Below are 19,250 nucleotides of genomic sequence, written 5' to 3' on the forward strand. Positions count from 1 at the left end.
TGGAGGGAGGCGGGTGGGTCTCGATACGCCGCCACAGGCGGCTACTCGACCAGCATGTGCGGGGAGCGTTTCACGTGAAACGGCGGTATGGCTGACGCTCCGGACGACCGCGGGTGCGGGCCCGGATGTTTCACGTGAAACGGGGCGGTCAGGGGGTGAGGGCCAGGCGGGCGAGGGTGGAGTAGACGTCGCCGAGGTAGCGGCCCGAGGCCTCGATGGCCTGGGGGATGAGGGAGGTCTCGGTCATGCCGGGGAGGACGTTGGCGTCGAAGAACCAGGGGAGGCCGTCGGGGTCGACGATGAAGTCGAGGCGGGAGAGGTGGCGGAGGCCGAGCAGCTCGTGGACGGCGACTGCGACGCGGGAGACCTCGACGAGGGCCTCGTCCGAGAGGCGGGCCGGGGTGTAGAAGCGGGTCTCACCCGCGTTGTAGCGGGCCTCGAAGGTGTAGCGGCCCGCCACCGGGGCGATCTCGACCGGGGGGAGGGCGAAGGCGCCGTCTCCGAGGTCGAGGACGCCGACGGAGACCTCGGTGCCGATGATCTGCTGCTCGATGAGTGCGACCTCGCCGTAGGTGTAGGCGTCTACCATCGCGCGCGGGAGCTCGTCGGTCTCCGTCACGATGCTCACGCCCTGGGCGGAGCCGCCCTGCGCCGGCTTGACGACGAGCGGACCGGGGAGGTGCGCGCGGACCCGATCGAGGATCCCCGCGGCACCGAGCTCGCGGAACGTCTCGCGGGGGAGGGTGATCGAACGGGGAGTGGCGATGCCGGCCCGCGCGACGAGCGTCTTCGCGGTCGGCTTGAACCAGGCGAGTCGCGCGGCGTCTGTTCGTGAGCCCACGTAGGGGAAGCCGGCCGCCTCAAGCAGGCCGAGCAGCGCGCCGTCCTCGCCGCTCGCTCCGTGGACCGCGGGCCAGATCACGTCGGGTCGCTGGTCGAGCAGCGCGGCGAGCAGACCGGCGTCGGGCTCGCGGTGGGTGATGCGGTGCCCCATGGCCGAGAGCCGGTCGGCGACCCGGCGGCCGGAGCGCAGGGAGACATCGCGCTCGTGGCTGATGCCGCCGCTGATCACGACGATGTCGAGGGCGCGGTCCAGGGTGGAGAAATCGGTCATGACCTGGCCTTCTGTCGTTCGTGGATCACGGAGTCAGGAGATCTGGGGCGGGAGGACGGCGTCCCGCTGATCGACGTCGGCGCGTCTTCGCACTCGGGCATCGGCGAAGGTGGACAGCAGGTCGAGCTCGCCGTTGATCACCGTCGCGAGGCGGCGGATGCCGTCACCGATGCGCTCAGGAGTCGGGTAGCAGAAGGACAGTCGGATGTTCTGCCGGCCGTCGCCGTCGCCGAAGAAGGCCGTGCCGGGCGTGTAGGCGACCAGCTCCTTCACCGCGCGAGGGAGCATCGCCTTCGAGTCGAGCTCCTCGGGGAGGGTGACCCAGACGTAGAACCCGCCGTTCGGATTCGTCCAGGTGAGCCCGGGGAGGTGCGTCTCGAGCCCGCGGATCATCGCCTCCTTGCGCTCGCGGTAGACCCCGCGGAAGGTGTCGATCTGCGCGCGCCAGTCCGCCGTCGCCAGGTACTGCGAGATCACCAGCTGACTGAAGGACGAGGGGCTGAGCACAGCCGCCTCGTTCGCGAGGATCAGCCGCTCGCGGATGGCGTGCGGCGCCAGCGCCCAGCCGATGCGGAAGCCGGGCGCCAGGGTCTTCGAGAAGGTGCCGAGGTAGATGACGCCGTCCTCCTCGAGGGAGCGCATCGCCTTCGGTGGCACGTCCTCGAAGTAGAGCAGGCCGTACGGGTTGTCCTCGAGCACGAGGATGCCCTCGCTCTTGCAGATCTCGAGGATCTCGACGCGCCGGTCCCAGCTCAGCGTGACGCCCGCGGGGTTGTGGAAGGTGGGGATCGTGTAGAGGAACTTGATCCGCTTGCCGGCGGCGCGCACGTGCGCGATGTGCTCGCGCAGCGCCTCGGGGATCAGGCCGTGCTCGTCCATCGCCACGTGCTCGATCTCGGCCTGGTAGGAGTGGAAGATCACCATGGCGGTGACGTAGCTCGGGCCCTCGGAGAGGACGACGTCACCCGGGTCGAGGAACAGCTTCGAGACGAGCTCGAGGGCGTGCTGCGAGCCGGTGGTCACCACGATGTCGTCCGCGCTGGCGGAGATGCCCTCGAGCGCCATCACCTCGAGGATCTGCTCGCGCAGCACCGGCACGCCCTGACCGGAGCCGTACTGCAGCGCGACGGGTCCCTGCTCGCGCATGACAGTCGCCATCGCGTCGGTGACGAGGTCCTGGGGCAGTGCGGAGACGAACGGCATGCCGCCGGCGAGCGAGACGACCTCGGGGCGGGACGCGACAGCGAACAGGGCTCGGACCTCGCTGGCCGCAAGGCCTGCCGTGCGCTCCGCGTAGGAGTCGTACCAGGGGTCGAGGTTGGTGCCGGCGTTGATCACGGTGTTGTCGCTCCGCTCGATGGACAGGGTCTCCGACCGTCAGCCGGATCGATCCAGACTACTCGGCGGGGTCCGGGCGGACCGGGGGAGGGGAACGCCACCGCGCGGCCCGTGGCCTGCCTTCTGCGGCCGTTTCACGTGAAACACGACCGGGTTGCCAGGAACGACGACGCCCCCCGCGCCACAGGGGCACGGGGGCTTCGTCGGGGGTCGAACTCGAGTGAGCCCAGCTCAAGGAGCCCAGCTCGAGGAGTCGAATCCGGGGAGAGTCGAACTCAGAGGAACGCGGCCAGGTCGGCCTCGAGGGCGGGCTTCGGCTTGGCGCCGATGACGGTCTTGACGACCTCGCCCTTCTGGTAGACCTTCATCGCCGGGATCGAGGTGATCTGGTACTTCGCGGCGATCTGCGGGTTCTCGTCGACGTTCAGCTTGACGATCTCGATCTTGTCGCCGTGCTCGGCCGAGATCTGGTCGAGGATAGGGGCGACCATGCGGCAGGGGCCGCACCACTCGGCCCAGAAGTCGACCAGGACGGTCTTCTCGGAGTCGAGGACATCGGCCTGGAACGATGCGTCGGTGACGCTCTTCGCGGTGGACATGACGATTTTCTCCTTCGTGAGCCGACGGCGCCGACTCGAGTGCGGGTGGTGGGAGGGCTAGAGGGTGAGGAGCTCGGCGGCCGGGGTGCCCTCGGTGCTGGCGATGCCATCGGTGAGGGCGGCGAGGTAGTGCTCGGCGTCGAGGGCGGCGACGGTGCCCGACGCGGCGGCGGTGACGGCTTGACGATAGGTCGGGTCGATCACGTCGCCGGCGGCGAAGACGCCCGCCACGGAGGTCTGCGACGAGCGGCCGGTGACGGCGATCGTGCCGTCGGTCGTCAGGTCGAGCTTGCCGTGGACGATGTGGGTGCGCGGGTCGTTGCCGATCGCGATGAACAGGCCGTCGAGCTCGAGCTTCGACTCGGTGCCGTCCACCGTGTTGCGCAGCTTGACGCCGTTCACGTGGTTCTCACCGGTGATGCCGGTGACCTCGGTGTTCCAGACGAACTCGATCTTCTCGTTGTCGCGGGCGCGCTTCTGCATGACCTTGGAGGCGCGGAGCGAGTCCTTGCGGTGGATGACGTAGACCTTCTCGGCGAACTTGGTGAGGAAGGTCGCCTCCTCCATCGCGGAGTCGCCGCCGCCGACGACGGCGATGGTCTTGCCCTTGAAGAAGAAGCCGTCGCAGGTGGCGCACCATGAGACACCGTGTCCCGACAGGCGGTCCTCGTCGTGCAGGCCGAGCTTGCGGTACGCGGAGCCGGTGGCGACGACGACGGTCTTCGCCTCGATGCTCTCGCCGGAGCCGAGGTGGATCGTCTTGGTCTCGCCCTCGAGGTCGAGGGAGACGACGTCGTCGTAGAACGTCTCCGCGCCGAACTTCTCGGCCTGCTTCTGCATGGCCGTCATCAGCTCCGGGCCGAGGACGCCGTCCGGGAAGCCGGGGAAGTTCTCGACGTCGGTGGTGTTCATCAGGTCGCCGCCGATCTCGACGGACGAGGCGACGACCACCGGGTGCAGATCGGCGCGCGCCGCGTAGATGGCGGCCGTCCAGCCTGCGGGGCCGGATCCGATGATGACGATGTCGCGCACGGCAACTCCTCGAGGTCTGTGCTGAGCGGGGCTGTACCGGCGGTCCGCCGGAGGGGGTGGTCTGCCCGGATCCGGTGCTGGGAGCGGATCCGCGGAGCCGGTCCCGCTCGCTCTGTCGTTCCCGGGCTCCAGGGGCTACAACACATCCTAGGCGGGGGCTATTCCGCGGCGTCCGGGGCACTCGGCCCGCGGTCAGGGTCGCCGAACGGCTCTTCGCGAAACGGCTCAGAAAGCTGCTTTGACCGGCTCTTTCTCTGCCGATCCCGCGACAGTGCCGTGCTGCCCGATCGACCGGCGCGAGATCAGGACCGTCAGCCAGCCGGCCGAGGCGAAGACCGCCGTCATCGCGGCGACGTAGAAGACCACCGCGATCATGCCGCCGGGGACGATCGGCGGGTCGGCGAGACGCGGATCGAGGAACGGGTACGGGTACCAGACCTGCTCGTGCTTCATCTGGTCGTAGACGAGGGGCGCCCGGATGATCGTGTAGACGAACCAGGCGACCGGGAAGGCGAGCAGCGCGGGGACGACGGCCCAGGAGAGGCGGCGCCGGCCGGGTGCGAAGAGCCAGTCCAGGATCAGGGCGAGCGGCGCCACGACGTGCATGACCTCGTTGGTCCAGTCCTGGCCCGCTCCGGCGCCGGTGACCACCGTGCCGCGCAGGAGCAGGTTGTAGACCACTCCGATCACGACCATGTAGGTGACGACCCCGGCGCGCAGCCAGGCGAACCAGCGCGGTTCGGGGAGCGCGCCGCGCGCGAGCACGACGGCGCCGATCAGCAGGACGACCACCGCGAGCAGGCAGACCTCGACGGTGATGTAGCTGAAGAAGTTGGCGGCGAGGGTGGCGCGGTCGCGGAAGCGGGCCTCGACCCAGAACGCGTGGGAGTCGAGGAAGCTCACCGTGGTCGCGGTGAGGACGGCGGCCGCGACGAGCACGCGGAGGAGGACGAAGGTGGAGCGCATCGCGCCTTCCGGATCGGCGGGAGGGTGGTGGGGGAGGCGGCTCTGCCGGAGGACGCCCCCACCCTTCCACGTCGCGCCCGGGGGCGCACCACCGGTCCGGCGACGTCCCAGTGTCGCGACGACGGCTCTCAGGAACGCGCGGGCGTCCCGTTGTGCGTCAGCGCCCGAGGCGGCGGAGCAGCGGCGCGGCCATCGCGCGCAGCTCCGGGACGCGGAGGACCCAGAGCACGCCGAAGTAGACGAGGGCCATCACGACGCCGGTGAGCACCATCGAGATCAGGGCCTGCGGCCAGCCCGCAGCCGGGTAGTCGTCGGCCTGGGCGAGGACGAACATCACCAGCACTCCGGCGCCGATCGAGGGGAGGGTCGCGGCAGCGTAGGTGGCGAAGCGGAACACGATGCGCGTTCCTCCCCAGCCGCCGAGCTTCCTCCGGAGCATCAGGCACGCCATCAGCGCCTGGACGGCGACTCCCGCCGAGATCGAGAGCGCGACGAAGAACGCGGTCGAGTCGTCGGGGAGGAGGAAGGCGATACCGCAGCCGCCGACGATGATCGCGGTCTGCACCAGCGTGTAGAGGAACGGCGAGCGGCCGTCGTTGAGGGCGTAGAACCCGCGCTGCACGATCGCGAGCGTCGAGAACAGCGGCAGCACGATGACGTAGGCGGTGATGATCATGGCCATCTGCCCGGCGGCGACGGGATCGGTCGGCGCGAAGATCGTCGCGAAGGAGCGGGCGCAGACCACGAGGGCCGCCGTGGCGAAGAACAGGAAGAGCCCGACCACCCGGATCGAGGTGGAGATGTCGCTCCGGAAGTCCTTCATCTCGTTGCGCGAGGCGTGGCCGCTCATCTTCGTGTAGTACGCGGTGGCGATCGAGACAGCGATCACCGAGTGCGGGAGCATGAAGACGAGCCAGGCCTTCTGCAGCGCCGTGGCCGAGGCATCGTCGCCCGAGGGGCCGCTCACCGTGTTGTTCTCGATGAAGCCCGCGGCAACCGTCAGCAGCAGTGTCGCGAAGGTCCAGCCGGCGATCTTCCCGGCGCGGCCGAGGCCGACGCCGCGCACGTTGAAATCGGGACGGTAGCGCAGTCCGACCCGCTTCCAGAAGAAGACGAGCAGGATCGCCTGGAGCGCCACGCCGAGGGTCGCGGAGCCGGCCAGGACGGCGATCATCTCCGGCGTCCACTGCGTGGCGACGCGGTCGCCGCCGCCGTCGGAGCCGAAGAGCTGCTGGAAGGCCAGGAGCCCGCCGATGGCGACGACGTTGTTCACGACCGGGGTCCAGGTGAACGGACCGAAGGAGCCGCGCGCGTTGAGCACCTCGCCGAGGATCGTGTACAGCCCGTAGAAGAAGACCTGCGGCAGGCACCAGTAGGCGAAGGTGACGGCGAGGCGGGTCTGCTCCGGTCCGTACTGCGAGGCGTTCAGCTGGATGAGCAGCGGCGCCGCGAGCGTCGCGATCACCGCTGCGCCGAGGAGGACGAGGAGCGCGAGGGTCAGCAGCTTGTTGATGTAGCGCTGACCGCCGTCGGCCTGGAGACCGGCGCGCACGATCTGCGGCACGAGGACCGCGTTGAGCGCACCGCCCGCGATGATCGCGTAGATCGTGTTCGGGAGGCCGTTGGCGACGGTGAAGGCGTCGGCGCCCTGGCCGACGAGGCCGATGGTCTGGGTGAAGACCAGCGACATCACGAAGCCGAGGACCCGCGAGACCATCGTGCCGGAGGCGAGGACGGCGCTCGCGCGACCGAGGGAGAAGCTAGCCACGGGGGTCCGTTCGATCGTCGTCGAGGCCCGGCTGGACGGCGAGGGGGGCGTTCGGGTCCTCTTCCTCCCCGGGGGTGTCGCCGCGGCGGCGCCGGCGGATGTTGCGGAGGATGCCCGCGCCGAAGACGAGGACGAGGAGGATGCCGATGCCCAGGGTGCCGACGGTCTCCCAGTCGGCGCGGACGTTGGTCACGATGCCGGTGGGGGTGCCGATGGGCGTGCCGTCCTGCGCGGTGAGCTGCATGCGCAGCTCGGTCTCGCCGTTGCCGACGCGAGCCTTCACCGCGATGAGGACGCGGCCCTGGGAGCGGGCGTCGATCGCGGTCGGCTCGACCGAGGACTCGTCGATGTCGAGGACGGCGTTCGAGGTCGAGGCCTGGATGCGGACCGTCACGGGCCAGGGCAGGTCGTTGCGGACGTAGACGGGGATGCTCGAGTCGCGCGAGAGCTGGGTGACGCTGTCGGAGCTCTCGATGGCGACGGAGGAGAGCGTCGTGTCGGCCTGCTCACGGCTCGCGGTCACCGCCTCCTGCCAGCCGGTCGCGTCCTCGCGCCAGGTCACGGCGAGCAGGGCCAGGAGGTCGTTGCGACGCTTGCCGCTGAGCAGCTGCGGCTCGGTGAGCACGGCCGAGAACGACTCGACGCGAGCGGCCGCGGTCAGCAGGTCCGAGACGCCCTCGAGGCGCTGCTCCGACTCGGGGGCGTCGACGACCGTCGCGTCCTCCGTGGCCGGCGAGGTGAGGGCGGCGGCGAGGGACGAGCCCTCGGCCCAGGGCAGCGCGTCGACGGCGTCGAGGGTCTGCGCGAGGCGGACGCCGTCGATCGCCGCGCCGCGATCGAGTGCGAGGACCACGTCGGGCGACTCGTCCTCCCGCTGCACCTGCGCGAGGTCGGCGGTCAGGTCGGCCATGCTCGCGCGCCACTCCGAGTCGGTGCTCGCGCTGACGGCGGCGTCGAAGGCGGTGGAGAGGGCGCTGTCGGCGACGATCACGTCGTGGTCGTCGACCGTGGCGCGGGTGGTGGTCGAGACGCCGTCGGGCAGGACCAGGCCGGCCGAGGAGACGACCGTGCGGGTCATGCCGCTTGTGGCATACACGCCCAGATCCGCCGCGCGGACGGTGCCGTCGTCCGGCCAGGCGATGCCGCCGACGGTGGGTGACCAGTCGAAGGCGAGGAGCGACTCGGTCGTCGGGCGGTCGGGGAGGTCCTGCGTGGTCGAGTCGTCGGGCACGGCCGTGGGGGTCGGCGTGCCCGTGCTCGTCGGCGCGAAGAGCGCGGGATCGAGCGCGTACTCGAACGAGGTCGGCGCGAGGAGCGTGGAGAGGCCGGCCTGGGCCTGGGCGGCGACGTCCGCATCCGCGTAGGGCAGGGCGAAGACCTCGTTCGGCACCGACTCGAGCCGCTCCAGCCAGGCGGTCGCCGACTCCGGTGCCGTATCGCCGAGGACGCGGATCGACGCCAGGATGCGCGGGTCGACGCCGAGGGTGACGGCGCGGCCGTCGACGCTGTCGAGCTGGCGGGAGAGCGTGCCGGTGGTCTGGGTGTAGTCCTGCAGCGTCTCGGCGGAGAGCAGGCCGTCGGCGGTGTCGGGGACGGTGAGCGGCACGAGGACGCTGACGCCGGTCTCCTGCTCGCTCGGGAAGCCGGTCGTCAGCTCGACGACGCCTCGGGCGGTCGCGACGGTGCCGCCGGGGCTGGTGACGGTCACCGAGATCGCGTGGCTGCCGAAGGCCTCGGGGTCGCGGCCGAAGTCCATCGAGAAGGGGAGCGAGGCGGCCGGCACGGTGACGCCGACCTGGGCCGAGCTGGAGGGCAGCAGCCGCACGTCGGCGCCGTCGCCCGTGCTCGTCCCCTCGTCGTCGGCCTCGCCGTCCAGCCACTCCGCCAGCTCGGCCCGGGAGTCGAGGGTGTCCTCGCCGATCGCGACCTCGACCCGGGCGCCGTCGATCGACTCGGTGGTGCCGTTGCGCACCGAGATCGCGAGCTGGAGGTCCTGGCCGGGGAGGAGGACGCCGTCGTTCGCGGCGCCGACCGTCGCGGTGACGGTGGCCTGCCCGGACTCGAGGGCCGTGCGCTCGGCGGCGGCGGCCGCCGCGGGGAGGGCGCCGCCGAGGAGCGCGATCGACAGCGCAGCGGCACCGGCGGAGCGGAGCAGCTGCGGGATCGCTCGCCGGGGGCGGGGACGATCAGAGGGGGTGAGGTCGTGCCGACGCATCGAACTCACTCGGCCTCCATGCGGGTGATTCTACGGGCAGGCCCCCCGGCGGTCGGCTGATCGACCGCGGGATGCGCTGCGGAGTCGCTCAGCAGGCGTAACCGGTCGAGCCGGTTGCGGCCCGGCGCGCACCGCGGCCCGGTCACGCCTCCCCGGTAGGATCTGCCGGATGCACAGCGTCCAGACCGCCCTCGAGACCCTCCGAGCTCTCGCGGCGACACCGACGGTGGCCCGGCTCGCGGAGGCGTTCGCCGCGCAGGGCCACGAGCTCGCGCTGGTCGGCGGTCCGGTCCGCGACGCCTTCCTCGGCCACGGCGTGCACGACCTCGACTTCACGACCTCGGCGCGGCCGGACGACATCGTGCGGATCGTCGCTCCGATCGCCGAGGCGCACTGGGACATCGGCCGCGCGTTCGGCACGATCGGCGCGCGGGTCGCGGGCGAGACGGTCGAGATCACGACCTACCGCAGCGACAGCTACGACGGGGTCAGCCGGAAGCCCGAGGTCGAGTTCGGCGACAGCCTCGAGGGCGACCTCGTGCGCCGCGACTTCACCGTCAACGCGATGGCGCTGCGGCTGCCCGAGATCGTGCTCGTCGATCCGGCCGGGGGCGTGGAGGACCTGCTCGCCGGCCGGCTCCGCACGCCGGCCGCCGCGGACCTCTCCTTCGGCGACGACCCGCTGCGGATGCTGCGCGGTGCGCGCTTCACCTCGCAGCTCGGCTTCCGGACGACCGACGAGGTCGAGTGGGCGATGGCCGAGCTGGCCCCGCGCATCGACGACGTCTCCGCGGAGCGGATCCAGGAGGAGCTGCGGAAGCTCCTCGCGACCGCCTCGCCCCGAGCCGGACTCGAGCTGCTCGTCGACACCGGTCTGGCCGGTTACTTCCTCCCCGAGCTGCCGGCCCTGCGCCTGGAGCAGGACGAGCACCACCACCACAAGGACGTCTACGTGCACAGCCTCACGGTGCTGGAGCAGGCGATCGCGCTGGAGGGGCAGCGGAACCCCGGCGCGGCGCCGGACGTCACCCTCCGCATCGCGGCGCTGCTGCACGACATCGGCAAGCCGGCGACGCGGCGGCTGGAGCCGGGCGGTGCGGTCAGCTTCTACCACCACGACCTCGTCGGCTCGAAGCTGGCGATCAAGCGGCTGCGCTCGCTCAAGTTCGACAAGCAGACCATCGCGGACGTCGCCCGGCTGATCGAGCTGCACCTGCGCTTCTTCGGCTACACCGAGGGCGCCTGGACCGACTCGGCCGTCCGCCGCTACGTCACCGACGCCGGCCCGCTGCTCGAGAGGCTGCACATCCTCACCCGGGCCGACGTGACCACCCGCAACACCCGGAAGGCCGACCGGCTCGCGCACGCCTACGACGACCTGGAGCAGCGGATCGCGGAGCTCGCCGAGAAGGAGGAGCTCGCCTCGAAGCGGCCCGACCTCGACGGCACGCAGATCATGGCGATCCTGGAGCTGCCGCCGGGGCGCGAGGTCGGACTCGCGTACAAGTTCCTGCTCGAGCTGCGGCTCGAGGAGGGACCGCTCGGCGAGGAGGAGGCCGCCCGGCGGCTGAAGGAGTGGTGGGCGGCGCGCTGAGCGTCGTCACTCCGGATCCGAAGCGGATCAGCGCCGTGACGTGAGAACGGACTGCCAGTCGCGCGCCACCCGGTCCGCCGGCCCTGGTGTGGACTGGTCGGTGGGATGGCTCTGCGGGTCGGCGAGACGCGGACCGTCGGCGTAGTCGTCGGAGCGGTAGTCCCAGAACCAGTTCTCGCCGGGCTCGAAGCTCTGGATGACCGAGTGGCCCGTCTCGTGGAAGTGGGCCGTCGCGTGCCGGTTCAGCGAGTCGTCGCAGCAGCCGATGTGCCCGCAGAGCGCGCAGCGGCGCAGGTGCAGCCACCACGAGCCGGACTGCTCGCACTCGACGCAGCCGGGACCGCTCGGCGGGACGGAGGGGTCGATCGTCTGCTGCGTCGTCATGCGCTCAGCTTGACCCTCCGGGCCGTCCGGCACCAGACCAGTCCCGATCTCAGGACGACCGTCTGAACGGTTCTCGAACATCGGAGCGATCCCTCCGTGTCGCGACGCGGCAGGCCTATCGTGGAGCCACTTCTCCCCTGCTTCGGGGAGGAGCGCACTCTGACGTCGACTCGGGCCGGCCCCGGGCCGACCCGAGCACGGAGGTTCGAGAATGCCGTATGCGACCACGGACGACGACGTCGAGATCTACTACAAGGACTGGGGACCCGCGGACGCGCAGCCGATCGTGTTCCACCACGGCTGGCCGCTGTCCTCGGACGACTGGGACGCGCAGCTCCTCTTCTTCCACGCGCACGGCTACCGCGTGATCGCGACCGACCGCCGCGGTCACGGACGGTCGGAGCAGGTCGGCACCGGGCACGACATGGACCACTACGCCAGCGACGTCGACGCCGTGGTGCGGCATCTCGACCTGCACGACGCGGTCCACATCGGCCACTCCACCGGCGGCGGCCAGGTCGCGCGCTACGTCGCGCAGTACGGCCAGCCGCAGGGCCGCGTGGCGAAGGCGGTCCTCGTCTCCTCCGTGCCGCCGCTGATGGTGCAGACGGAGGCGAACCCCGAGGGCACGCCGATGAGCGTCTTCGACGGGTTCCGCGAGGCGCTCGCCGCGAACCGCGCCGAGTTCTTCCAGGCCGTCGCGTCGGGTCCGTTCTACGGCTTCAACCGCGACGGCGCGGAGGTCTCGCAGCCGGTGATCGACAACTGGTGGCGGCAGGGGATGACGGGCAGTGCGCTCGCGCACTACGAGGGCATCAAGGCGTTCTCGGAGACGGACCAGACGGAGGACCTGAAGGCGATCACCGTGCCGGTGCTCGTGCTGCAGGGCGACGACGACCAGGTCGTGCCGTACCAGGACGCGGCGCTGAAGCAGCACGAGCTGCTGCAGGACTCGACGCTGAAGATCTACGAGGGCTACCCGCACGGCATGCTGACGACCCACGCCGACGTGCTCAACCCGGACCTGCTGGCGTTCATCCAGCGGTAGCGCGTCCCGGTGACGGCGGGATCCGGCGGGCTACCGCGGATCCCGCCGGATCGGCCCTGGGCTCGGAGCCCCGCGGATGGTAGGATCGTCAGGTTGTCCATGACCAGACGCACTCGCGTCCGCGGGAGTGGGCAGATGCTACATACCCTCCTGTCACGGAAATACCGTGGCCGTTCAGTCCGAAGGAGGTGGGTTAGTGACGCATCAGTACGAACTCATGGTCATCCTGGATCCCGAGATCGATGAGCGCACCGTCGCTCCGAGTCTCGACAAGTTCCTCAACGTCATCCGCACCGATGGTGGATCCATCGACAAGGTCGACGTCTGGGGCCGCCGTCGTCTGGCGTACGAGATCAACAAGAAGTCCGAGGGCATCTACGCCATCGTCGACTTCACGTCGACCTCGGCCGCTGCGAACGAGCTCGACCGTCAGCTGAAGCTGTCGGAGGCCGTCATGCGCACCAAGGTGCTCCGCGCCGAAGAGGGCATCGCCCAGGTCGCCGCTGCCAAGAAGCTCGCCGACGAGAAGGCCGCCCGCAAGGCTGCCAAGGCTCCGGCCGCTCCCAAGGCGTAACGCTGATGGCCGGCGAGACGATCATCACCGTGGTGGGGAACCTCACCGCCGACCCCGAGCTGCGCTACACGCAGGGCGGGCTCGCGGTCGCGAACTTCACCATCGCCTCCACGCCGCGCACCTTCGACCGTCAGGCGAACGACTGGAAGGACGGCGAAGCGCTGTTCCTCCGGGCCTCCGTCTGGCGCGAGTTCGCCGAGAACGTCGCGGGGACGCTGACCAAGGGAAGCCGTGTCGTCGCGACCGGCCGCCTGAAGCAGCGCTCCTACGAGACGAAGGAAGGCGAGAAGCGCACCAGCATCGAGCTCGAGATCGACGAGATCGGCCCCTCGCTGCGCTACGCGACCGCTCAGGTCACGCGCGCAGCCGGTGGCGGCGGTGGACGCGGTCAGGTCGGCGGCGGCGGCGGTGGCAACCAGGGCGCGAGCCAGGGCGGCTTCGGCGGCGGCAACGGCGGCAACCAGGGGGGCTCCGGCGGAAACGGCGGCGGCAACCGCGGTGGCGGCCAGGCCGAGGAGCCGTGGGCGCCCAGCGCTCCGGCCGGTGGCGACGTGTGGAGCACGCCGGGCAGCTACAACGACGAGACGCCGTTCTGAGCCTCCGGCTCGAGCGCGCCCTCACCTGAATCACGCGTCCCCGCCCCGAGAGGGGTGCCGACGGACGCGAACCAGAATCTAAGGAAACCACTATGGCTGGAAAGAGCAGCGGCGACCGCCGCAAGCCGATCCGCGGCAAGGGCGCGAAGAACGCGGCCCCCGCGAAGTCGGTCCGCGTGGGCGTCATCGACTACAAGGACGTCCCGACCCTTCGCAAGTTCATCTCCGAGCGCGGCAAGATCCGCGCCCGTCGCATCACCGGCGTCTCCGTCCAGGAGCAGCGCCTCATCGCCCGCGCCGTCAAGAACGCCCGCGAGATGGCGCTCCTGCCCTACGCCGGCAGCGGAAGGTAGGTAGAAGATGTCCAAGGTCATCCTGACCCACGAGGTCGACGGGCTCGGCTCCGCCGGCGACGTCGTCGACGTGAAGAACGGGTTCGCCCGCAACTACCTCATCCCGCAGGGCTTCGGCGTCGCGTGGACCCGCGGTGGCGAGAAGCAGGTCGAGCAGATCAAGTCGGCGCGAGCCGCTCGTGAGCACAAGACCATCGAGGAGGCTCAGCACACGAAGCAGGTCCTCGAGGCCAACCGCGTGAAGCTGACCGTCAAGGCCGGAAAGGACGGGCGCCTCTTCGGGTCCGTCAAGACCTCCGACATCGCGACCGCGGTGGCGGCGGCCGGCTACGGCGAGCTCGACAAGCGCAAGATCGTGATCTCGAACGCGATCAAGAACGTCGGCGAGCACGAGGCCGTGGTGCGTCTGCGCGACGACATCCAGGCCACCGTGAAGCTGCAGGTGGTCGCGGCCAAGTAAGGCCGCGAGAACGCCGCGGAGGGCGGTGCGACGGGACTTCACGGTCCCCTCGCACCGCCCTTCGTCGTTGCGGTTGTCCACAGCTCCATCCACATACACCCTCGCGGGAGGGCAACCTTCAATGTGGTCTGGAGACTCTTTTCCCCACACACCTGTGGAAAGCGGGAAAAGCCTGGTCGGGTCGTCGAAAAAACTTGTCTGACAGTCGAGTTCCCACAGGGTTGTCCACACGTTGCCCACAGCGGGTGCGGCGTTTCCCGCTCGTTCTCCACAGTTCTCTCCACAGGGTGGTTTGACCCCGGCGGCGGGCGGTCCGTAGTGTGGCGCAGCGCCCCGCGAGGGGAGCGGGGCGGGCGCCGAGCGGCCGCTGTCGGAGGTCGGGCGTAGACCTGTGTCCGGCACTCGCGACAGGCGGCTCGACCGTGTCGCCACCCGTTCCGCGAGGCACCCGACAGGAGGAGGCGAAGGCATGACGATCGCGCACCTGGCGGTTCCCGGCTCGGACGGACGAGACGGGCGGGACTCCCGAGGGGACTCCCCGCGCAGCAACGAGCGCACGCCCCCGCACGACCTGCTCGCGGAGCAGTCGGCGCTCGGCGGCATGCTGCTCTCGAAGGACGCCGTCGCCGACGTCGTGGAGAGCGTCAAGGCGACCGACTTCTACATCCCCAAGCACGAGATCGTCTTCGAAGCGATCCTGGCGCTCTACTCGCACGGCGAGCCGACCGACGTCATCGCCGTCACCGACGAGCTGACCAAGCAGGGCGAGCTGCAGCGCGCCGGCGGCGCCGACTACCTGCACTCGCTCACCGCGATGGTGCCGACCGCGGCGAACGCGGGCTACTACGCGTCGATCGTGGCCGAGCGCGCGCTGCTGCGCCGCCTGGTCGAGGCGGGCACGCGCATCGCGCAGATGGGCTACCAGGGCGAGGGCGAGGTGCTCGACCTCGTCAACACGGCGCAGGCCGAGATCTACAACGTCACCGGGTCCGAGACGGCGGAGGACTACGTCCCGCTGACCGACGCGGTGACCGTCGCCATCGACGAGATCGAGGCCGCGGCGCACAAGGACGGCGCCTTCACCGGCGTGCCGACCGGCTTCGCCGATCTGGACGACCTCACCAACGGCTTCCACCCCGGCCAGATGATCATCGTCGCGGCGCGACCGGCACTGGGTAAGTCGACGCTCGCGCTCGACTTCGCCCGGGCCGCCGCGATCAAGCACAACATGGCGACGATCTTCTTCTCGCTCGAGATGGGGCGCAGCGAGATCGCGATGCGCCTGCTCTCGGCCGAGGCGTCCGTTCCGCTGCAGCACATGCGCAAGGGCACGGTCGACCAGCGCGACTGGACGACCATCGCCTCCACTCGCGGCCGCATCAACGACGCTCCGCTCTACATCGACGACTCGCCGAACCTCACGCTCGTCGAGATCCGGGCGAAGTGCCGCCGGCTCAAGCAGCGCATCGGCCTGAAGATGGTCGTCATCGACTACCTCCAGCTGATGACCTCGGGCAAGAAGGTCGAGAGCCGCCAGCAGGAGGTCTCCGAGTTCTCCCGTGCGCTGAAGCTGCTCGCGAAGGAGCTGCAGGTGCCGGTCATCGCGCTGTCGCAGCTGAACCGTGGACCGGAGCAGCGCGCCGACAAGCTGCCCGCCATCTCCGACCTCCGCGAGTCCGGCTCGATCGAGCAGGACGCCGACATGGTGATCCTGCTGCACCGCGAGAGCGCCTACGAGAAGGACAACCCGCGCGCGGGCGAGGCCGACCTCATCGTCGCCAAGCACCGCAACGGCCCGACCCGCACGGTGACCGTGGGCTTCCACGGCCACTTCTCCCGCTTCGCGGACATCCCGGCGGTCTGACGCTCGTGGCTGCACAGGATCCGGTCGAGGAGGTCGCGCTCGACGGGGAGAGCATCCGGCTCGGGCAGTTCCTGAAGTTCGCGGGGATCCTCGACTCCGGCGGCGAGGTGAAGGAGGCCGTCGCGGACGGCTCCGTCAGCGTGAACGGCGAGGTGGACCGGCGGCGCGGGCGGCAGCTGGTGGTCGGCGACGTCGTGGAGTTCGGCGGGCGCCGGTTCCGCGTCGGGGCGTAGGACTCGTTCGGACGTCTCCTCTTCCGGACGCCGCGGGCGCGTGGCTAGCATCGGGGCGTGCGACGCCGGGGTCGCGCCGGTCAGGAGGCTCCGATGGGGTTCGTCAGCTACGGGATGCTCGTGTCGGTCGACGGGTTCGTCGCGGCGGCGGACGGGGACATCTCCGGTTTCCCCGCGCCAGGGCCCGCGCTGCACCGGGTCTTCAACGACGGGCAGCGGGCCGCCGCGCTCTCGGTCTACGGCACTCGCATGTGGCGGATGATGGCGTACTGGGGCCGGCCGGATCCGGAGTGGGACGAGGTCTCCGAGGACTTCGCGCAGGCGTGGGTCGAGACTCCGAAGGTCGTCTTCTCGTCGACGGTGACCGAGGTGCCCGAGGGCGTGAGGCTGATCGCGTCCGATGCGGTCGACGCGTTCCGGCGGATCAAGGCCGAGACCGAGGGTGCGATCGAGGTGAGCGGGCCGACGCTGGCCGCCGCACTCGGCGCGGCAGGGCTGATCGACGAGTACCGGCTCTACACGCAGCCGTTCGTCCTCGGCGGCGGGACGCCGTACTTCGCTGCGGGGTTCCGACCGGAGCTGCGCTTCCTCGACAGCGAGCCACTGCCGGAGGGCGCAGTGCTGACGCGGTACGCGCCGCGGTGACGGGCAGCGGCAGCATCTTGTTGCGTCGGACACCAAGGACTCGACGTTCCGCGTCGGTAACGGTCCGACGGTCCGCGCCGCGTGGGCACCTGGTAAACTCGAACCAATCGACCCCCTCCCAAGCCTCTCCTTGAAGCTCAAATGGGAGGGGCCTTTTTTATATGGGTATCGGGGTACTGCAGTGGCTCTGAAGCCGAGCCTTTCGTGGGCGCAGCAGGTTCAGTTGCTTCGCCAGCGCGACCTCGCCATCGGTGACCCGGGGCCTGCGAGAGATTCCTAGCGGCGCAGAACTACTACCGGTTCTCCGGCTATGCGCGATTTTTTCAGCGCGCCCCACAGGACGGCGACGACATGTTCGTCCAGGACACCTCCTTCGAAGGGATCCGGAGGATCTACGACGCAGACGAAGAGCTGAGGCAGTCGCTCAGCGCGCAGCTCGCGCACGCCGAGATCCTCCTCCGCAGCCACACCGCTCATGTCATCGCCGATCGACACGGCCCCTACAGGTCGTATCTCTCGGCCGCCTTCTACTCGAATGCTCCCTCTGCGGAGCCGACCGTAAAGGCGTGCCTCCGAGACATCGAACGCAGTCGGGAGAGGCACATTCTGCGGTTCACAGCGAACACTCGCGAGGTGGGGACTGCACGCTTCGATGCGCTGCCGATCTGGTCTGCAGTCGACGCTTGGTCGTTCGGCACGCTGTCGAAGTGCATCGAACGCGGTGATTCCGGGTCGTTGGCCGGCGCAGTCGCCTCGAGCCTCGGCGTCGCTCAGGCGGGATTCGCGTACCGAGTGCGGGCGCTCGTGTATCTCCGCAACAGGTGTGCTCACCACAGTCGGCTGTGGAACCACTCGATCATCGACGCCGGACCGACGCCGAACAACGTCCGGACGAAGGCGAAGCGTCTGGCCGGGCAGTTCGATCCGAGATCCGTGCTCGACGTCGTCGCGTCGCTTGATGACATCCTCCTTCGAGGTGCAGGCGCCGTAGCCATCCTTCCGTCGCTCTTCGTCGAGCACTCACCACACGAGCCCTTCTGGCGGGGACTCCGCGCGCCGCAGACCACTCACGATCAGCACGACCACATCCCCTGAGGAGACGGGTCGAAGCGCAGCGCCGATGGCCCGTCGGAAGACACGGCGTCTAGCCGAGGGTCGGACGTGCGGTCTCGCCGGCGCGGGGGTCCGCGTCGATCAGCTCTCCGTAGCGCTCGAACTCGATCTGCTGCAGGGTCTTCCCTCTGGTCTGCGGGGCCCAGATCGCACCGACGGCGAGGGCGATCAGAAGCAGCGCGATCATGATGAGACCGACCACGGGGACGCCGTGGGCGGCGAGCACCGTCGGGAAGTAGTAGCTGAGCACCCCGACTGCGACGCGGGCGGCGAAGAACAGGACTCCTTGTGCGCTCGCGCGGTACGGGGTGGCGAACAGCTCGCTCGCCCACAGGCTGTAGAACGCCTGCGCGCCGATGCCCGCGGAGACTCCCCAGCAGACCGCGAACAGCAGGAGGACCGGGAGCGTGACCTCGGCGAACACGAGCAGCACCCACGCGACGATCCCAAGTGCCGCACCGGCGGCGTAGAGCAGCCTGCGGCTCACCCGGTCTCCGAATCGCATGAAGCCCAGCCAGGTCGCGAGGACGGTGCAGCTCCAGAGCAGCACCTGGAGCAGATTCTGCGCGACGGGGTCGGCGACTCCGGCCGTGGCGTAGACCCGAGGCATGAAGATCCCCATCTGACCCGCGCACACCCCCCAGAAACCGTAGATCCCGAAGAGGAAGACCAGGGCCCTGACGTTCGTCGGCCTCGAGAGAAGCTCCCGGAGGCCGCGACGCGGTTCGCGGGTCCGCAGTGCGCGGCTGTTCGACTCCTTCCAGAGGACCGACTCGTGGAGTCCCTGGCGGATCCACCAGACGACGAACGCGACAAGGAACAGGTGGACGAAGACGAGTCGACTGCCCAGCAGGCCCAGGGGGGCGAGCACGGTCGCCAGCGTGAAGCCGACGACCGGACCCATCGACCAGGCCAGCTGCGCCGTGCCGACGTGCTTCGCGCGCCGGCCGGCCGGTGCCTCCTCAGCGATGTACGTCCAGGACGCCGGGACGCCGGCGCCGACCGCGATCCCCGTGAGGACGAAGGCGGCCCCCAGCATCCAGACGTCGAAGGCGAACGCCGCCAGCAGGATCCCGACCATGTAGAGGATCAGGTCGTAGGTGTAGATGAACTTGCGGCCGTAGCGGTCGCAGAGCGGACCGCCGATCAGCGCGCCGACCGCGGCTCCGAACGCGTTCGCGCTGACGGCCGCGAGCAGGCCGACGGCCGTGTCGTCGATGCCGAACTCCGCCTGCCAGAAGCCGAGGCTGGTGGCGATCGCGATGATCGAGCCGGCCTCGATGTAGTTCGACATCGCCACCGAGACGGTGGCCTTCCAGCCGGTGGTGGAGGTCGCTCCGAAACGTGCCATTGG

18 protein-coding genes and 1 pseudogene are annotated in these 19,250 nt (G+C 69.9%); 10 read left to right on the forward strand and 9 right to left on the reverse strand.

The annotated features are described in order from the left end of the window. Nucleotides 1–148: 148 nt before the first annotated feature. The 7 genes from EDF36_RS00410 to EDF36_RS00440 form a co-directional block, all read right to left on the reverse strand. Complete coding sequence (locus EDF36_RS00410; protein ID WP_123731438.1) at nt 149–1,114, reverse strand: D-alanine--D-alanine ligase; 966 nt, start codon at nt 1,112–1,114, stop codon at nt 149–151. Between the two features lie 33 nt (nt 1,115–1,147). Further along, complete coding sequence (locus EDF36_RS00415) at nt 1,148–2,449, reverse strand: PLP-dependent aminotransferase family protein (RefSeq protein ID WP_123731905.1); 1,302 nt, start codon at nt 2,447–2,449, stop codon at nt 1,148–1,150. A gap of 278 nt (nt 2,450–2,727) precedes the next feature. Continuing rightward, nucleotides 2,728–3,051, reverse strand: a complete 324-nt coding sequence (gene trxA, locus EDF36_RS00420) for a thioredoxin (RefSeq protein WP_123447267.1) — start codon at nt 3,049–3,051, stop codon at nt 2,728–2,730. A 57-nt stretch (nt 3,052–3,108) separates the two neighbouring features. After that, complete coding sequence (trxB, locus tag EDF36_RS00425; protein WP_123731439.1) at nt 3,109–4,083, reverse strand: thioredoxin-disulfide reductase; 975 nt, start codon at nt 4,081–4,083, stop codon at nt 3,109–3,111. Nucleotides 4,084–4,308: 225 nt separating this feature from the next. Continuing rightward, nucleotides 4,309–5,049 carry a Pr6Pr family membrane protein gene (locus EDF36_RS00430; protein WP_123731440.1) on the reverse strand — a complete coding sequence of 247 codons (741 nt, stop codon included), beginning with the start codon at nt 5,047–5,049 and terminating at the stop codon, nt 4,309–4,311. A gap of 157 nt (nt 5,050–5,206) precedes the next feature. Continuing rightward, nucleotides 5,207–6,817 (reverse strand): murein biosynthesis integral membrane protein MurJ, encoded by a 1,611-nt coding sequence (gene murJ / locus EDF36_RS00435; protein ID WP_260300465.1) that lies wholly within the window; start codon nt 6,815–6,817, stop codon nt 5,207–5,209. After that, on the reverse strand, nt 6,810–9,032 hold the full coding sequence (locus EDF36_RS00440) for a DUF6049 family protein (protein WP_123731441.1): 2,223 nt from the start codon (nt 9,030–9,032) through the stop codon (nt 6,810–6,812). The genes murJ and EDF36_RS00440 overlap by 8 nt, the downstream gene beginning before the upstream one ends. A gap of 169 nt (nt 9,033–9,201) precedes the next feature. On the opposite strand from EDF36_RS00440, the gene EDF36_RS00445 reads away from it, so the two are divergent. Further along, entirely contained in the window at nt 9,202–10,626 is a 1,425-nt protein-coding gene (locus EDF36_RS00445; RefSeq protein WP_123731442.1) for a CCA tRNA nucleotidyltransferase, read from the forward strand. Between the two features lie 27 nt (nt 10,627–10,653). Here EDF36_RS00445 and EDF36_RS00450 read toward each other — a convergent pair whose 3' ends face one another. Beyond that, a complete protein-coding gene (locus EDF36_RS00450; protein ID WP_123731443.1) occupies nt 10,654–11,010 on the reverse strand; it encodes a UBP-type zinc finger domain-containing protein in 357 nt (118 codons plus the stop codon). A gap of 211 nt (nt 11,011–11,221) precedes the next feature. On the opposite strand from EDF36_RS00450, the gene EDF36_RS00455 reads away from it, so the two are divergent. The 9 genes and pseudogenes from EDF36_RS00455 to EDF36_RS00495 all read left to right on the forward strand — a co-directional run. Then, on the forward strand, nt 11,222–12,058 hold the full coding sequence (locus EDF36_RS00455) for an alpha/beta fold hydrolase (protein ID WP_123731444.1): 837 nt from the start codon (nt 11,222–11,224) through the stop codon (nt 12,056–12,058). A 196-nt stretch (nt 12,059–12,254) separates the two neighbouring features. Further along, complete coding sequence (gene rpsF, locus EDF36_RS00460; RefSeq protein WP_123447279.1) at nt 12,255–12,632, forward strand: 30S ribosomal protein S6; 378 nt, start codon at nt 12,255–12,257, stop codon at nt 12,630–12,632. A 5-nt stretch (nt 12,633–12,637) separates the two neighbouring features. Next, nucleotides 12,638–13,228, forward strand: coding sequence for a single-stranded DNA-binding protein (locus EDF36_RS00465; RefSeq protein WP_123447280.1), 591 nt, complete (start codon nt 12,638–12,640; stop codon nt 13,226–13,228). Between the two features lie 92 nt (nt 13,229–13,320). Beyond that, a complete protein-coding gene (rpsR, locus tag EDF36_RS00470; protein ID WP_056039813.1) occupies nt 13,321–13,581 on the forward strand; it encodes a 30S ribosomal protein S18 in 261 nt (86 codons plus the stop codon). A gap of 7 nt (nt 13,582–13,588) precedes the next feature. Next, the gene (gene rplI, locus EDF36_RS00475; RefSeq protein ID WP_123447282.1) at nt 13,589–14,041 is read left to right on the forward strand and encodes a 50S ribosomal protein L9; all 453 of its coding nucleotides are present in this window, start codon (nt 13,589–13,591) and stop codon (nt 14,039–14,041) included. 469 nt (nt 14,042–14,510) lie between these two features. Beyond that, nucleotides 14,511–15,905: a replicative DNA helicase gene (dnaB, locus tag EDF36_RS00480; RefSeq protein WP_123447283.1), complete on the forward strand. Its 1,395-nt coding sequence runs from the start codon at nt 14,511–14,513 to the stop codon at nt 15,903–15,905. A gap of 5 nt (nt 15,906–15,910) precedes the next feature. Next, a complete protein-coding gene (locus EDF36_RS00485) occupies nt 15,911–16,138 on the forward strand; it encodes an RNA-binding S4 domain-containing protein (protein WP_123731445.1) in 228 nt (75 codons plus the stop codon). 93 nt (nt 16,139–16,231) lie between these two features. Then, nucleotides 16,232–16,783: a dihydrofolate reductase family protein gene (locus tag EDF36_RS00490; RefSeq protein WP_123731446.1), complete on the forward strand. Its 552-nt coding sequence runs from the start codon at nt 16,232–16,234 to the stop codon at nt 16,781–16,783. A 333-nt stretch (nt 16,784–17,116) separates the two neighbouring features. Then, nucleotides 17,117–17,878, forward strand: a pseudogene (locus EDF36_RS00495) (Abi family protein); the annotation flags it as partial. Between the two features lie 49 nt (nt 17,879–17,927). On the opposite strand, the gene EDF36_RS00500 reads toward EDF36_RS00495, so the two are convergent. Then, on the reverse strand, nt 17,928–19,247 hold the full coding sequence (locus EDF36_RS00500; RefSeq protein ID WP_123731447.1) for an MFS transporter: 1,320 nt from the start codon (nt 19,245–19,247) through the stop codon (nt 17,928–17,930). Nucleotides 19,248–19,250: the final 3 nt, after the last annotated feature.

This window comes from Rathayibacter sp. PhB152, from assembly GCF_003751395.1.
GTDB lineage: Bacteria > Actinomycetota > Actinomycetes > Actinomycetales > Microbacteriaceae > Rathayibacter > Rathayibacter festucae.

What these genes read in the sequence shown, in the direction of transcription:
- trxA (WP_123447267.1), bottom strand. Translation starts at nt 3,051, where the DNA reads ATGTCCACCGCGAAGAGCGTCACCGACGCATCGTTCCAGGCCGATGTC.
- EDF36_RS00500 (WP_123731447.1), bottom strand. Translation starts at nt 19,247, where the DNA reads ATGGCACGTTTCGGAGCGACCTCCACCACCGGCTGGAAGGCCACCGTC.
- EDF36_RS00455 (WP_123731444.1), top strand. Translation starts at nt 11,222, where the DNA reads ATGCCGTATGCGACCACGGACGACGACGTCGAGATCTACTACAAGGAC.
- EDF36_RS00465 (WP_123447280.1), top strand. Translation starts at nt 12,638, where the DNA reads ATGGCCGGCGAGACGATCATCACCGTGGTGGGGAACCTCACCGCCGAC.
- EDF36_RS00440 (WP_123731441.1), bottom strand. Translation starts at nt 9,032, where the DNA reads ATGCGTCGGCACGACCTCACCCCCTCTGATCGTCCCCGCCCCCGGCGA.
- dnaB (WP_123447283.1), top strand. Translation starts at nt 14,511, where the DNA reads ATGACGATCGCGCACCTGGCGGTTCCCGGCTCGGACGGACGAGACGGG.
- EDF36_RS00430 (WP_123731440.1), bottom strand. Translation starts at nt 5,049, where the DNA reads ATGCGCTCCACCTTCGTCCTCCTCCGCGTGCTCGTCGCGGCCGCCGTC.
- EDF36_RS00410 (WP_123731438.1), bottom strand. Translation starts at nt 1,114, where the DNA reads ATGACCGATTTCTCCACCCTGGACCGCGCCCTCGACATCGTCGTGATC.
- rplI (WP_123447282.1), top strand. Translation starts at nt 13,589, where the DNA reads ATGTCCAAGGTCATCCTGACCCACGAGGTCGACGGGCTCGGCTCCGCC.
- EDF36_RS00445 (WP_123731442.1), top strand. Translation starts at nt 9,202, where the DNA reads ATGCACAGCGTCCAGACCGCCCTCGAGACCCTCCGAGCTCTCGCGGCG.
- EDF36_RS00450 (WP_123731443.1), bottom strand. Translation starts at nt 11,010, where the DNA reads ATGACGACGCAGCAGACGATCGACCCCTCCGTCCCGCCGAGCGGTCCC.
- rpsR (WP_056039813.1), top strand. Translation starts at nt 13,321, where the DNA reads ATGGCTGGAAAGAGCAGCGGCGACCGCCGCAAGCCGATCCGCGGCAAG.
- EDF36_RS00490 (WP_123731446.1), top strand. Translation starts at nt 16,232, where the DNA reads ATGGGGTTCGTCAGCTACGGGATGCTCGTGTCGGTCGACGGGTTCGTC.